This is a genomic window from Betaproteobacteria bacterium, assembly GCA_009377585.1.
In the GTDB taxonomy this organism is placed as follows: domain Bacteria; phylum Pseudomonadota; class Gammaproteobacteria; order Burkholderiales; family WYBJ01; genus WYBJ01.
Genome location: WHTS01000137.1, coordinates 1 through 14745, shown reverse-complemented (window position 1 = coordinate 14745; position 14745 = coordinate 1). Strand labels below are relative to the sequence as shown.

Below are 14745 nucleotides of genomic sequence, written 5' to 3'. Positions count from 1 at the left end.
CTCCTTTGTATGGGCCGCACGATCGATGGCGGCGACAAACCATAGAGTCGCCGCGCCGGGCTGTCAATGCGGCTGCGATGATAAGCTGGCGCTCGGATGCGATGCAGGGCCGCCGGGTCGCGGCGCATCGATTCGAAACGCACGGGAGCTGCCATGGCATCGACACTGTTGCTGGTCCCGGGGCTGCTCGAGATCGGCTGGGCGATCGGTTTGAAATACGGTGCAACGGTTCGCGGCGAATGCCGATTTTCCATCTGCTAGAATCCGGCGCGTTCTCTCCACCCATTCCATTCGCGAGATTTCGATGGCCCGAAAGCGCAGCGTTCCCAGCATCGCCGACCAGAAGAGCTACAAGGACATCCTGTTCGAGGTGAAGGACCAGGTCGCCTGGATCACGATCAATCGGCCGCGCATCCTGAACGCGTTCCGCGAGCAGTCGCTGGACGAGATGATCGACGCGGTGAAGTCCACCCGCGAGGATCCCTCCATCGTGGGCATCGTGTTCACCGGCGCCGGCGACAAATCCTTCTCCGCCGGGGGTGATTTCTATGCGATGCGCCGGCTCACGTTCCAGAACGCGTACATGTGGAACGACCGGATGCTCGGGCTCGCGATGGCGATCCGCGGCGTGCCCATTCCGGTGATCGCCATGATCAACGGCTGGTGCATGGGCGGCGGACACGAACTGGCGCTGTGGTGCGATCTCGCCATCGCCTCCGAGAATGCCGTGCTCGGGCAGACGGGGGCGCGTGTCGCTGCCTGTCCCACCGTAGGCGCGACGCAGTATCTGCCGCGGCTCATCGGCGAGCGCCTGGCGCGCGAGATGATTTTTCTCGCCCGCCGCTTCAGCGGCAAGGAAGCGGTGGAAATCGGCCTTATCAACAAGTGCGTGCCGCAAAAGGAACTGCTGGCCGAAACGCTCAAGTGGTGCGAGACCCTCAAGGGCCACAGCGCGCAGACGCTGCGCATGACGAAGAAGTCGCTCAACTTCGAATCCGACCTCCTGTACGCCTCGTGGCAGCATGGCATGGAATTGCTGGCGCACGTGTGGGGCTCCGAGGAAAGCCTCGAAGGCATGAATGCCTTCCTCGAAGGCCGCAAGGCCGACTTCCAGGGCTTTCGCATGCGCAACAAGCGCGAGATGGAAAAGTACCTGGAGGGCAACGCGCGCGACATGAACGCACCGCCGTCGATGCGGCGCAAGCGCTGATGCCGCGATTCCGGGCGCGATTCAGTCCGCCTGAAGTGACATGCTCCGTTCTGCGACGGCTCGCATAACGCGCTCTAGACGTTCGAGGACGTCCGAGAAGGAGAGGCGCTTCGCCGGGTCGCCGCCGTACGGAGCCTGGCGTGCTCGGAACTCCATGGAACTGCCCGGTGTCTAGGCGATTGGGCAGCGCTACGACCATCGGCGCCTCCAAGTGGTTGCGAAGCCGAGCGTCAGGGACTTGGAGCGCCCGGCCTAGCGACCGGCCCTGCAATCGAGTCGGGACGCCACGCCGGTTTTCGGTTGCGGCAGGTGGATAGCCCGCGAAAAGGCTGTTCGCTCTCTTGTCGACCTCCTCGCCTCGCAAGCGCCTGACCGGGAAGCACGCGTCGGCCCCGGTATCGACCCAGGAACCTGCCCGCATCAGCGGGCACGAGACGCTCCCCTCTCCCCTTGGGAGAGGGGCTGGGGGTGAGGGAAGAGACGCCACGACAAGGTTCCAGGGCGCAAGCCGCGACATATGCGTCGTGGCGTCTCTGTCGCATCCGCTTCGCCTTCTGCTTGCCTCGCTTCTGCCCGCGATGCTGATTTGCATCGCGGTGCCGACCCTCGGCGCACGGGCGCAGGATAGCGGCATACAGCCGCAAAGGCAGACGCAGGATAGCGAGATGCCACCGCAGGGGCAGACGTCAAGTCCAGGTCAGGCCTTGCCAGTCATCGTCGCAACCGCGATCGAAGCGCAGGATATCGCCGCAGTCGAAGTGATCGGCTCGGGCCTGGCATTGCGCTCGGTCACGTTGTACCCCGCCTCGGCCGGTGAGGTCGTCGAGGTCGCGTTCCAGGCGGGGCAAGCCGTGCGTGCCGGCCAGGTACTGCTGCGCCTGGAGGATCGGCGCCAGCGCCTTGCCGTCGACATGGCGTCGGCTCGGCTCGATGCCGCTCGCCGTTTGCTCGCGCGCTACGAACGAACCGGCAGCACGGGCGCAGTTGCCGGCAGCGTGCTCGACCAGGCGCGCAACGAACTGCGCCAGGCCGAGATCGCACTGGCCCAGGCGCGAGAAGCGCTTGCAGACCGTACGGTGCGCGCTCCATTCGCCGGCGTGGTCGGTCTGGCGGAGGTGCAATCCGGCGACCGCATCACGACCGAGACGGTCGTGACGACGCTGGACGATCGCAGCCGGATCCGCGTGGCCTTCAGCGTGCCCGAGGCGTACCTGAGCCGCCTTGCCATCGGACACGATCTGACGGTGACCAACGTAGCCTATCCCAGCCGCCGCTTCGAGGGCCGGTTGTCGCGCATCGACAGCCGCGTCGACCCGGTGACGCGCCAGGTGCGCGTGGAGGCCGTGGTGCGCAACGTCGAGGATTTGCTGCGTCCCGGAATGTCGTTCCAGGTCGACCTGCGATTTCCTGGCGGTCGCTTCATCAGCGTGCCCGCACTGGCTTTGCAATGGGACCGCGAAGGATCGCATGTCTGGGCGGTCCGGGACCAACGCGCCGTGCGGGTACCGGTGCGCATGGTGCGCCGGCTGCCGACGCGCGTCCTGCTCGAGGGGTCCTTGCGCAAAGGCGAGGCCGTGGTGGTCGAGGGCGTGCAGCGCCTGCGCGACGGCCGCGCGGTGGAAGTCATCGGCTCGGACGACGGCGCGCCGGCGGCGAAGGGCGAGACACGATGATGCGATCGCCAGCGAGAGCTCGCACGCTTATATCGGCCTGGCCGAACCCTGGCGTGCTCGAAACGCGCGCAAGCGCGGCGGTGTCGCGATGAGTGTCGATCGCGCATCCGATGCATCCGATCTGCCGGCGCTGAGCATCCGCCGGCCGTGGCTCGTGATCGTGCTCAACCTGCTGATCGTGATTGCCGGCCTGGGTGCGCTGCGCGGCGTGGAGATCCGCGAGCTGCCGAACATCGATCGGCCGATCGTGGCCGTGCGCGCCGACTATCCCGGCGCGGCGCCCGAGACGCTGGATGCCGAAGTCACCCGCTTGATCGAAAGCGCCGCCGCGCGCGTGCAGGGCGTCTACTCGGTGCGCTCGGGCAGCGAAGAAGGCAATCTGCGCGTCATCGTCGAGTTCCGCCCGGATGTCGACCTGATCACGGCGGCCAACGATGTGCGCGAAGCCGTGAGCCGCGTCGAGGGCGACCTGCCCGAGGGCGTGGAGAACCTCACCATCGTCAAGGCCGACGCCGACGCCGAGCCGGTGATGCGGCTCGCAGTCTCGAGCAAGCGGCTCGCGATCGACGAGCTTACGCAGGCGATCGAGGATCAGATCGAGCCCGCCTTCGTTGCCGTGCCCGGCGTCGCCGACGTGACACCGTTCGGCGATCGGGAGCAGGTGCTGCGCGTGCGCCTGAGCCCGGAGCGACTCGCCGCCTTGGGTTTGGCGGTCGGCGACGTGGTGGCGGCCTTGCGCACGGCGCGCGCCGACGTGCCTGCCGGCAGCCTGGAGACGCAGCAACAGGAGGTGCTGGTCAGAGCCAACGCGTCGGTGGCGACGCCGGAACAGGCGCTGGCGCTGCAGCTACGTCCGGACGTACGGATGGCCGATGTCGCCGACGTCCATTTCGCGCCTGCGGATGCGACCGCCTATGCGCGCCTCGATGGCCGCACCGTCGTCAATCTTGGCATCGTGCGCCAGGCCCAGTCCAACACCGTCGACATCTCCGAGGGCGTACGCCGCGTCGCGGAGCGGATCAATGCCCGCGGTGACGACTTCCGCATCAGCGTGGTTGCCGACGATGCCATATTCATCCGCGGCGCGATCCACGAGGTGCTGTTCACCTTGGCGCTTTCGGTGGTGATCGTGATCGCGGTCGTCGGGCTCTTCCTCGGCCGCTGGCGCGCGACCCTGGCACCGGCGGTCGCCATTCCGGTCTCGCTGATCGGCACGCTGGCCGCGATCTGGATCCTGGGCTACTCGCTGAATTTGCTGACGCTGCTCGCGCTGGTGCTGGCGTCCGGACTGGTGGTCGACGACACCATCGTCGTGCTGGAGAACATCCAGCGCCGGCGCGGCCAGGGCTTGGGCCCGCGGGCTGCCGCGGTGCTCGGCACGCGCGAGGTTTTCTTCGCCGTGATGGCGACCACCGCGACGCTCATTGCTGTGTTCGTGCCAATCTCCTTCCTGCCTTCGTCCGCGGGGCGGCTGTTCGCCGAATTCGGATTCGTGATGGCGATTGCCGTAGCACTGTCGGCGTTCGTTGCCCTGTCGCTGGCGCCGATGATCGCTTCGCGCATGCCGGACGAGACAGCGGTGGAAACCTATGCTGCGCCGCGCCGGCTGAGACGATTCGGCAGCCGAATGGGCGCGCGCCGGCTCGGCGCTGCGTTGCGAGGCAGCGGCGCCTGGATGCGTCATGTCTACGAGCGCGCATTGCGGGCGGTGCTGGGTCATCCCTGGTGGCTTCTGATCGCCAGCCTGCTGCTGGCCGCAGCCGCCGTGCTTGGATTCGGCCGTCTCATGCAGGAGCTGGTGCCGGCCGAAGACCGCGGCCTGTTGCAAATCCGAATGCAAGGCCCCGATGGCACGGGGCTGCCGTACATGGATCGTCAGCTGGAAACTGCGCTGGCCGCCGTGCAGCCTCTGGTCGACAAGGGCGTGGTATCGCAGGTGTTCACGATCACCGGCGGCTGGGATCCGAATCGCGCCGAGATCATCGCACCGCTGGTCGACTGGGGCGAGCGCGAGATGAGCCAGCAGGAGGCGGCTGCGTGGGTGCTGTCGAAGCTCGAGCGCTTGCCTGGCGCACGCGTGCGCATCCGCAGCGGCAGCAGCCTGGGTGTCGGCGGCAGCGATGGCCTGGTGCGCTTGATGATCACCGGCGAAGAGCACGCGCGCATCGCCGAAGTGGCTTTCCGCTTCGCCGCGGCCATCCAAGAGCGCTTGCCGGGCCTGGGCGAGGTGCAGGTCGAATGGCAGGCGTCCCAACCGCAACTGTCGATGGTGATCGACCGGCAGCGGGCCTCCGAGCTCGGCGTGTCCATCGAAGGGCTCGAGGCCCTGCTGCGCGCGCTGGTCGATGGCTACGAGGTCACCGAGATCACCTCGAAAGACAGGACCATTCCGGTCATCGTGCAGTCGGCGCGGCGCGGCGCGACGGCACCCGAGGATCTGCTCATGCTCAAAGTGCGCGCAGCAGGCGATCGCCTGGTGCCGCTGGTGCAGTTCGTGCGCTTCGAGGAGCACGCCATTCCCGCCGAGCTGGAGCGCTTCGGCCAGCGCCGTGCGGTCGAAGTCATCGTCCAGCCGCGCGCGGGCTATGCGCTGCAACAGGCGGTGGACGAGCTGCGTGCGCTCGCTGCTAGCGAGTTGCCGCCGCAGATGGGCATGCTGTTCCGTGGCGATGCGGCCACGCTGGAGGAAACCTCGCACGACGTGGCGGCCACCTTCGGTATCGCCCTGCTGGTCGTGTTCCTGGTGCTCGTGGCGCAGTTCGAGAGTCTCACGAGCGCGGCCTCGGTGCTGCTCACCGTTCCGTTCGGCCTGGCGGCTGCGGTGTTTGCGATGCTGCTCGGCGATGTCTCGCTCAACATCTACAGCGAGATCGGCTTGCTGCTGCTGGTCGGCGTAATGGCGAAGAACAGCATTCTGATGGTGGAATTCGCCGACCAGCTGCGTGATGCGGGCCGCAGCGTGCGCGAAGCTGCATTCGAAGCCTCGTGCACGCGGCTGCGCCCGATCACGATGACGATGACCGCCACGGTCGTGGGCGCGCTGCCGCTGCTGCTGAGCGGCGGGCCGGGCGCGGAATCGCGCATCGCGATCGGCTCGGTGATCTTCGGCGGGCTTTCGCTGGCTGCATTGTTCACGCTGTTCCTCACGCCGGTGATGTACCTCGGCATCGCGCGCTTCTCTTCGCCTCGCCGGCACCACGGCGACCGGCTGGCGGCCGAGATGGAAGCCGCGCGCAGCATGGACGCGGGCGCGCACGCGCCGAAGGAAGCACGGTGACCGGCTGCATGACGTGCGCATGGAGCGCGCTGCTTCTCCTTGCCGGCGCGCTCGCAGGCTGCGCAGGACCGGCGCCGCAGCCCGTGCATCCAAACATCGAGCTCGATGCTGCCGATCGCTATGCCGCCGCCGATTCCGCTGCGGCAACGCCCGAGGCCTCCGATCTGCGTTGGTGGCTGCGCTTCGACGATGCGCTTCTGATCGAATGGGTCGAGCGCGCGTTGGCCGGCGCGCCCGACATCGCGATCGCCAGGGAACGCGTAGCACAGGCCGACGCGCTGCTGCGCTCGGCGCGCGCCCAGCGCAGCCCGCGCCTCGGTTCCGAGGCAACCGCCGGCTACAACACGCGCGCCAGCGGTGGGCAACGCCGGGGGGCGCGATTGTCGGCCGGCTTGATCTTCGACTGGGATGCCGACCTGTGGGGCGGGCTGGAGCAAGCCGAACGTTCGGCCGCCGCGAATCTGTTGCGCAGCCGGGACCTGGTGCAGGCTACCCGTCTGGCCACCGCCGCTCTCGCGGCCAGCGGTGTGATCGAGTACCGCGAGGCCGTGCGCGACGCGCAACTCCTGGCGCAGGGGCATCGGCTACAGGACGACGTTCTGCGCGTGGTGCGGGTGCGATTCGATGCCGGGCTCGCGCCACGCCTGGATGTCGAACGCGCGGTGGCGGACCTGACGGCGATCGAAGCCGATCAGGCCACCGCGGCAGCGCGCACGCGGCAGGCGTTCGCAGCCTTGCAATTGCTGGCGGGCGAGCGGCCGCAGCCGCCGTCGTTGCAGGCGGTCGCGATTGCGCAGGCGAAGGAGACACAGCGCGCGGCGCCGCTGCCGGCGCTGCGCGGCGAGCAGCCGGTCGGGCGCCCGCTGGATCTCTTGCGGCAACGCGCCGATCTGCGCGCGGCCCAGCGGGCACTGGAAGCGGCCGTCGCCGACATCGGGGTGGCGCGGGCGGCGCTGCATCCGCGTTTGCGACTGCCCGGGACGCTCACACTGGTCTCGGGCGCTTTCAATGGCGCACTCATCGACACGGTGAGCGCCAGCATCGCCGCGGTGATCAACCTGGCCCTGTTCGATGCCGGCGAACGCCAGGCGCAGGTGGATGCGGCCGAGTCGCGCGCACGCGAGGCCGCGCTCGTTTACCGGCAAACCCTGCTGCAAGCGCTGGGTCAGGTCGAGTCGGCGCTGGTCGGCGCCCAGGCCGCTAGAGCGCGGATCGAGGCGCTCGAACGATCGGCGCGTGCCGCACAGGCGGCGGTCGAGGATGCCCGCACGCTGTACACGGCGGGCTTGAGCACCTTCCTCGATGTGCTGGACGCTCGCCGCACCTTGCTCACACTGCAGCGCCAGCAGCTCCAGGCGCAGGCCGACTCGGCGCGTCTGGCGGTCGCGACCTTCGAGGCTCTGGGCCTGGTGGAAGAAGCCGGCGACGAACCGCAGCTTCCCGCGGCGGCCTCGTAACGCAGCGTGTCTGCCGGTCCGTCCGGGACACGAGCACTCGAGTCTAATCACGCGGATCGCCAACAATCGGCGCTAGACTGAGCATCGAGTGCGATCGAGGACGAGGAGGGTTCGCCATGCGTTCGATCTTTGCAATCGCCGTCGCTGCGCTTGTCTTCGCCGTCCCGGCGCCAGCCCAGACCTATCCGACAAAACCCGTGCGCCTCATCATCCCGTTTTCGGCCGGCGGCGGCACGGACATTTTCGCGCGGCTCATCGGCCGCAAGCTTCAGGACAACATGGGACAGCCGTTCGTCGCGGACAACCGCGCGGGCGCCTCGGGCATCATCGGCTGCGAGCTGGTCGCGCGGGCGGAGCCCGACGGCTACACGCTGCTGATGAGCACCACCGGAACGCACACGACCAACCCGGCCATCTATTCCAAGCTCCCATACGATCCGCTCGAGGACTTCGAGCCGATCTCGCTCATCGCCGAATCGCCTTTCGTGCTGCTCGTGCATCCGTCGCTGCCGGTGAAAAGCGTGAAGGAGCTGATCGCCTTCGCCAAACAGCGGCCGGGGCAGCTCACCTATGGCTCGTCGGGCATCGGCAGCTCGTCGCATCTCGGCTTCGAGCTGTTCAATCTGATGGCGGGCATCAAGGGCGTGCACGTGCCCTACAAAGGGCTCGCGCCGGCGATGACCGATACGGCAGCAGGGCAGCTCGTGATGACGTGGAACTCGATCACGGCGAGCGCCGAGTTCATCAAATCCAAGCGCGTGCGCGCGCTGGGCATCGGCTCGAAGAAGCGCTCGCCGCTGATCCCCGATGTGCCGACGATCTCGGAGGCGGGGCTGCCGGGCTATGAGCTGGGCTCCTGGTACGGCATGTTCGCGCCGGCGCGCACGCCGCAGGCCATCGTGCGCCGGCTTTACGAGGAGATCGTCAAGGCGATCGCCGACCCCACGCTCAAGGAGCAGTTCACGGCGTTGAGCGCGGATGCGGTCGGCAGCACGCCCGAGGAATTCCGTGCCGTGCTGAAGAAAGACATCGCGAAATGGGCCAAGGTCGCGCGCGAGGCGAACGTCAAAGCGCAATAGCTCGGCTGGTTTCGGCCGACGATCGCTCCAGATGCCGCGACCAGTCGCATCGCAGCAAGCCGCGGTTCCCGGCAATCAACGTACGTGAACTGCGTGGGTCACCCTGCGCGCATACCAGGAAAGAGCTAAAGCGCAACGCACGTCATTACCCGCTTGGCGCATTTCGCGGGCCAAGTGCATAATCATTTCGGAGGAGGCGGTACTCAACGCTTTCAGAAAGTTGCGGCAGTCATACATGTTTGGGAGGGTTCCGCATGCATCTGATGCTTCGCACGCTGACCGTTGTTGCCACGGCCGCCGTCATGACGATGGGTACGTCGGTCGCCCTCGCGCAAAAGAGCGGAGGCATTATGAAGGTCTACCATCGCGAAACGCCGCCGAGCGGCTCGATCCACGAGGAGGCGACCAACTCCACCGTCTCGCCGTACATGGGCGTGTTCAATAACTTGGTCATGTTCGACCAGCACAAGGCGGTCAACAGCCTCGAGACCATCGTTCCCGACCTCGCCACCGAATGGTCGTGGAACGCGGACAAGACCCAGCTCGTCTTCAAGCTGCGCAAGGGCGTCAAGTGGCACGACGGCAAGCCCCTCACGGCCAAGGACGTCAAATGCACCTGGGATCTGTTGCTGGGCAACGTCAAGCCCGCCCTGCGCAAGAACCCGCGCAAATCCTGGTACGGGAACCTGGAGAAAGTCACCGCCGACAACGATTACCAGGCAACTTTCCATTTGAAGCGCAAGCAGCCGGCGTTCATCGCGCTGCTCGCCTCGGGCTATTCGCCGGTGTATCCGTGCCACGTACCGCCGGCGAAGATGCGCACGCATCCGATCGGCACCGGGCCGTTCAAATTCGTCGAGCAGAAGCAGAACGAGCACGTCAAGTTCACGCGCAACCCCGATTACTGGAAGAAGGGTCGGCCCTACCTCGACGGCATCGAGTGGACCATCATCCGCAGCCGCTCGACCCGGGTGCTCGCGTTCGTCGCCGGCGACTTCGACATGACGTACAACGCCGACGTCACCCACGCATTGCTCAAGGACATCAAGAAGCAGGCGCCGAAGGCGGTGTGCGACATGGTGACGACCAACGTTACTCGCAACCTCATCGTCAATCGCGACAAGCCGCCGTTCGACAATGCGAAGATCCGCGAGGCGATGGCGCTCACGCTCGACCGCCAGGCCTTCGTCGATATCCTGAGCGAGGGCGACGCGGTCATCAGCGCCAACTTCCTGCCCCCGCCCTACGGGGTATGGGGCATGCCGGCCGAGGTGCTGAAGAAGGTGCCGGGTTACGGCGACGTGAAAGCCAATCGCGCGGCCGCGCGCAAGATCATGGAGTCGCTCGGCTACGGTCCGGACAAGCGGCTGAAGATCAAGGTGGCGACGCGCAACATCGCGATCTATCGCGACCCTGCCGTCATCCTCATCGACCATTTGAAGGAAATCTACATCGACGGCGAGCTCGATACCGTGGAGACGAGCAACTGGCACGCCAAAGTCGGGCGCAAGGACTACATGGTCGGGATGAACCTCACGGGGCTCGGCGTGGACGATCCCGACGCCATGTTCTACGAGAACTACGCCTGCGGCTCCGAGCGCAACTACACCGGCTACTGCAACAAGGAGCTGCAGGCGCTGTTCGACAAGCAGTCGATGATGGAAGACCAGGAGGCGAGGAAGAAGCTGGTGTGGGAGATCGACCGCAAGCTGCAGGAGGACGGGGCGCGCCCGATCATCTTCAACGCCAAGGGGGCTACCTGCTACCAGCCGCGCGTGAAGGGCTTCACCGTGATGACCAACAGCGTCTACAACGGCTGGCGCTTCGAGGACGTGTGGCTCGACAAATAGGCAGGCGACGGCTCCGGTGCCGCGGTCGGCCGGCTCGGCTGGCAGACACCGCTCCCCTGACCGGATCGCCTTCGTAAACCAGGGCGCGCACGCCAAGGAGAAGACAGGCCATGACGAGCTACATGGTGCGGCGCTTCTTCCTCATGCTGCTGACGCTGTTCGGCATGTCGATCGTCATCTTCTGCATGCTGCGCCTGATGCCGGGCAATATCGCCGACATCATGTTCGATTCGGCAGGGTTCATCGACCCGGCGGCGAAGGCGGCGCTGGAGAAGGAGCTCGGGCTCGACCTGCCGATTCCACTCCAGTACTGGAACTGGATCAGCGCGCTTCTCACCGGCGATCTCGGCATCTCCTACGTCTCCGAGTTGCCGGCGATCGACGAGCTTGGGCCGCGCATCCCGATCACGCTCAAGCTCGCGGCGATGTCGCTGTTCTTCGCGGTGCTGTTCGGCGTGCCGTTCGGCGTGATCAGCGCCGTGCGCCAGGACACGCCGCTCGATTATGCGCTGCGCGTGTTCAGCCTGAGCGGGCTGTCGCTGCCTTCGTTCTGGCTGGCGCTGCTGATCCTGATGGCGTGCGTGAAGTATTTCGGCGAGATCCCGATTTACACCGACACGCCGGAGAGCCTGTGGGCGGAGTTCAAGCTCCTGCTGCTGCCGGCCGCGGCCGTCGGCTTCCGTGCCTCGGCCATCATCATGCGTCTTACGCGCTCCTCGATGCTCGAGGTGCTGCGCCAGGACTACATTCGCACCGCGCGCTCCAAGGGCGCTTCCGAGCGCTCGGTCAACTACCATCACGCGCTGAAGAACGCCATCCTGCCCGTGGTCACCATCATCGGCATCGAGGCGGCGTTCCTGATCGGCGGGCTCATCATCACCGAGACGGTGTTCAATATCCCGGGTGTAGCGCACTTCCTGGTCGAGGCGATCCTCAAGCGCGACTACCCGATCGTGCAGAATCTGGTAATGCTGATCGCGGTCGTGGTCGTGTTCATGAATTTCCTGGTGGACATAATGTATGCGAGCCTGGATCCGCGGATCAAGTACGCATAGCAGTAGCCTCGGAACGGTGGGTGCTCTCGCGATGAGCATGGCGCAGGTCGACAACGGGACCATTTCTCGGGAGCGCACGCGGTGACCACGATCGATCATGCAGCAGAGCTGCACAAGGCAGGGGCGAATGTCGACGGCAAGCTCTCCGTTTTCCTGTTCTATTGCCGCCGCCACCCGCTCGGGGCGATCGGCGGCCTGATCTTCGTCGTCTTGGTGTTCGCGGCTCTTTTCGCCGGCTGGATAGCACCGCACGATCCGCTCGGGACCAATGCCGACGACTCGCTGGCGGCGCCCGGCGCTTCGCACCTTCTGGGGGCCGACGTGATGGGGCGCGACCTCTTCAGCCGCATCGTCCACGGTGCGCGCATCTCGCTCATGGTGGGCATCGGCTCCACACTACTTGGTGGGCTCCTCGGCGTGGCCATCGGGCTCATGTCGGGCTATCTGCTGGGCTGGTTCGACCTGGTCACCCAGCGCATCATCGACATCATGCAGGCGCTGCCGCTGCTGGTGATGGCGCTGGTCATGGCGGCGGCGCTGGGGCCGTCGCTCGAGAACACGATCATCGCTATCTCGATCCCGCTCGTCCCGCACGTCGCGCGCGTGATCCGCGCGAATACGTTGTCGCTGCGCGAAATGCCGTTCGTGGAGGCGGCGCGCGCCATCGGCATGAGCGAGACGCGCATTGCGCTGAAGCACATCCTGCCCAACACCCTGGCGCCGTTCATCGTGCTGGCGACGGCGCAACTCGGCTCGGCGATCCTGACCGAGGCTTCGCTGTCCTTCCTCGGGCTCGGCATTCCCGAGCCGCACCCCTCCTGGGGACGGATGCTGTCGGAATCAGCGGCCGAGTACGTGCGAGTGGCGCCGTGGCTCGTCATCTATCCCGGCATCGCCATCAGCCTGGCCGTGTTCGGCACCAACCTGCTGGGCGACGCGCTTCGGGACATCCTCGACCCGCGTCAGCGCAGCTAGCCCGGATCCTTTCATCGAACACGAAGGCGTGAGCCGATGGCGATGGTCGAACCCCTGAAGCAGGCGCCCGCGGCGGAAGTGCGCTCAGCCACGATGGCGCAGGAGTACGCGCTCGAGGCCGACAGCCTGCAGACCTGGTTCTATACCCGCGGCGGCATCGTCAAGGCGGTCGACGATGTCTCGTTCAAGCTCGGTCGCAGCGAAACGCTCGGCATCGTCGGCGAGTCGGGCTGCGGCAAGAGTATAACCGCGTTGACGCTGATGCGGCTCATCCCGGATCCGCCCGGGCGCATCGTCGGCGGCTCGGTCAGGATGGGCGGGCGCGATCTTCTCCAGCTCGAGGAGGAGGAAATGCGCGCCATTCGGGGCAACGAGATCTCGATGATCTTCCAGGAGCCGATGACCTCGCTCAACCCGGTCATCACGGTGGGGCGGCAGATCGGCGAGGCGCTGATCCTGCACCAGGGCATGAGCAAGAAGGAGGCGCTCGACCGATCGATCGAGATGCTGCGCCTGGTGCGCATTCCCGAGGCGCAGCAGCGGGTGCGGGAATATCCGCATCAGCTTTCAGGCGGCATGCGCCAGCGGGTGATGATCGCGATGGCCTTGGCATGCAATCCAAAGGTGCTGATCGCCGACGAGCCGACCACCGCGCTGGATGTCACCATTCAGGCGCAGATCCTGGAGCTGATCGTCGAGCTGAAGGAAAGGCTCGGCACGGCGGTCATCCTGATCACGCACGACCTCGGCGTGGTCGCGGAAACGACGCGGCGTGTCATCGTCATGTACGCGGGCCGCAAGGTCGAGGAAGCGGACTGCGAGGCGTTGTTCGAGACGCCGTTGCATCCCTACACCCACGGGCTGCTGTCCTCGATCCCGGGCTTGGGCATCCTGGCGGGCGGCGAGGCCGCCCGGCGCGATCGGCTGACCGAGATTCCGGGCATCGTTCCGGCGCTGAACGCGCTGCCGCCCGGCTGCGCCTTCGCGCCCCGGTGCCCGCACGCGGACGGCCAATGCCGCGCGCACCGTCCGCCCTATGAGCAGAAGCGCAGCGGCCATTGGGCCGCCTGCTGGCATTCCGAGAAACTCTACGGGGCCCGCCATGCTTGACCTGGTCAGCTCCGGCACACGCGCGCCGCAGCCGGCGGCGGCTCCGCTCACGCAGGTTCCGCTGCTCGAGGTCGAGGGGCTGAAGAAGCATTTCCCGGTCACGAAGGGCGTGCTCTCACGCACGGTCGGGCAGGTGCATGCCGTCGACGGCGTGAGCTTCGATATCGCCGCGGGCGAAACCCTCGGCCTGGTCGGCGAGTCGGGCTGCGGCAAGTCCACCGTCGGGCGCACCGTGCTGCGCCTGCTCGATCCGACCGCGGGCAGCATCAGGGTCAACGGCAAGGACATCACGCGGCTCGACAAGAAGGAGCTGCGGCCCTACCGGCGCGAGATGCAGATCATCTTCCAGGACCCGTTTTCCTCGCTCAATCCGCGCATGTCGGTGGGCGAGATCGTCGGCGAGCCGCTCGCGATCCACGGCATCGCGCAAGGCGCCGCGAAGGAAGATCGGGTGGCCGCGCTGTTCGACCGGGTGGGGCTGCGCAAGGCGCAGATGAAGAGCTATCCGCACGAGTTCTCGGGCGGCCAGCGGCAGCGGATCGGCATCGCCCGGGCGCTCGCGTTGAATCCGCGGCTGATCGTCGGCGACGAGCCCGTGTCCGCGCTCGACGTCTCGATCCAGGCGCAGGTGATCAACCTGCTGATCGATCTGCAGGCCGAGTTCAACCTGTCGTATCTGTTCATTGCCCACGATCTGGCCGTGGTGGAGCACATCAGCCATCGCGTGGCGGTGATGTATCTCGGGCGCATCGTGGAATATGCCGACAAGAAATCGCTCTTCACCAGCGCGAAACATCCTTACACCGAGGCGCTGCTCTCCGCGGTACCGGTGCCGAACCCCAAGATCAAGCGCGCGAAGCGAATACTCCAGGGCGACGTGCCGAGCCCGGTCACGCCGCCGCCGGGTTGTCATTTCCACACTCGCTGTCCCTATGCCGAGGCGCGCTGCCGGATCGAAGTGCCGCAGCTGCGGCAGCTCGGGCCCGGCCACTTCGTTTCGTGTCATCTGCGCTGAGTCGGATCCCGCTGGTAACATTCGGCATCGAACAGCAGACGGGA

General features: G+C 66.5%; 10 protein-coding genes. All 10 read left to right on the top strand.

Annotated elements, in window-relative coordinates; genetic code table 11:
• Positions 1–304: 304 nt before the first annotated feature.
• The 10 genes from GEV05_26860 to GEV05_26815 all read left to right on the top strand — a co-directional run bounded on the left by GEV05_26860 (position 305) and on the right by GEV05_26815 (position 14701).
• Entirely contained in the window at positions 305–1210 is a 906-nt protein-coding gene (locus tag GEV05_26860; protein MPZ46936.1) for a hypothetical protein, read from the top strand.
• A gap of 524 nt (positions 1211–1734) precedes the next feature.
• A complete protein-coding gene (locus GEV05_26855; protein ID MPZ46935.1) occupies positions 1735–2883 on the top strand; it encodes an efflux RND transporter periplasmic adaptor subunit in 1149 nt (382 codons plus the stop codon).
• 88 nt (positions 2884–2971) lie between these two features.
• Positions 2972–6160, top strand: a complete 3189-nt coding sequence (locus tag GEV05_26850; protein MPZ46934.1) for an MMPL family transporter — start codon at positions 2972–2974, stop codon at positions 6158–6160.
• An 8-nt stretch (positions 6161–6168) separates the two neighbouring features.
• Positions 6169–7617: an efflux transporter outer membrane subunit gene (locus GEV05_26845; protein MPZ46933.1), complete on the top strand. Its 1449-nt coding sequence runs from the start codon at positions 6169–6171 to the stop codon at positions 7615–7617.
• A 116-nt stretch (positions 7618–7733) separates the two neighbouring features.
• Entirely contained in the window at positions 7734–8696 is a 963-nt protein-coding gene (locus GEV05_26840) for a tripartite tricarboxylate transporter substrate binding protein (protein MPZ46932.1), read from the top strand.
• Between the two features lie 302 nt (positions 8697–8998).
• Complete coding sequence (locus tag GEV05_26835) at positions 8999–10546, top strand: peptide ABC transporter substrate-binding protein (protein MPZ46931.1); 1548 nt, start codon at positions 8999–9001, stop codon at positions 10544–10546.
• A 110-nt stretch (positions 10547–10656) separates the two neighbouring features.
• A complete protein-coding gene (locus GEV05_26830) occupies positions 10657–11601 on the top strand; it encodes an ABC transporter permease subunit (GenBank protein ID MPZ46930.1) in 945 nt (314 codons plus the stop codon).
• 81 nt (positions 11602–11682) lie between these two features.
• Positions 11683–12576 (top strand): ABC transporter permease subunit, encoded by an 894-nt coding sequence (locus tag GEV05_26825; protein ID MPZ46929.1) that lies wholly within the window; start codon positions 11683–11685, stop codon positions 12574–12576.
• A 93-nt stretch (positions 12577–12669) separates the two neighbouring features.
• Positions 12670–13686 (top strand): ATP-binding cassette domain-containing protein, encoded by a 1017-nt coding sequence (locus GEV05_26820; GenBank protein MPZ46928.1) that lies wholly within the window; start codon positions 12670–12672, stop codon positions 13684–13686.
• Positions 13679–14701, top strand: coding sequence for a dipeptide ABC transporter ATP-binding protein (locus GEV05_26815; protein MPZ46927.1), 1023 nt, complete (start codon positions 13679–13681; stop codon positions 14699–14701). Before GEV05_26820 ends, GEV05_26815 begins: the two co-directional genes overlap by 8 nt.
• Positions 14702–14745: the final 44 nt, after the last annotated feature.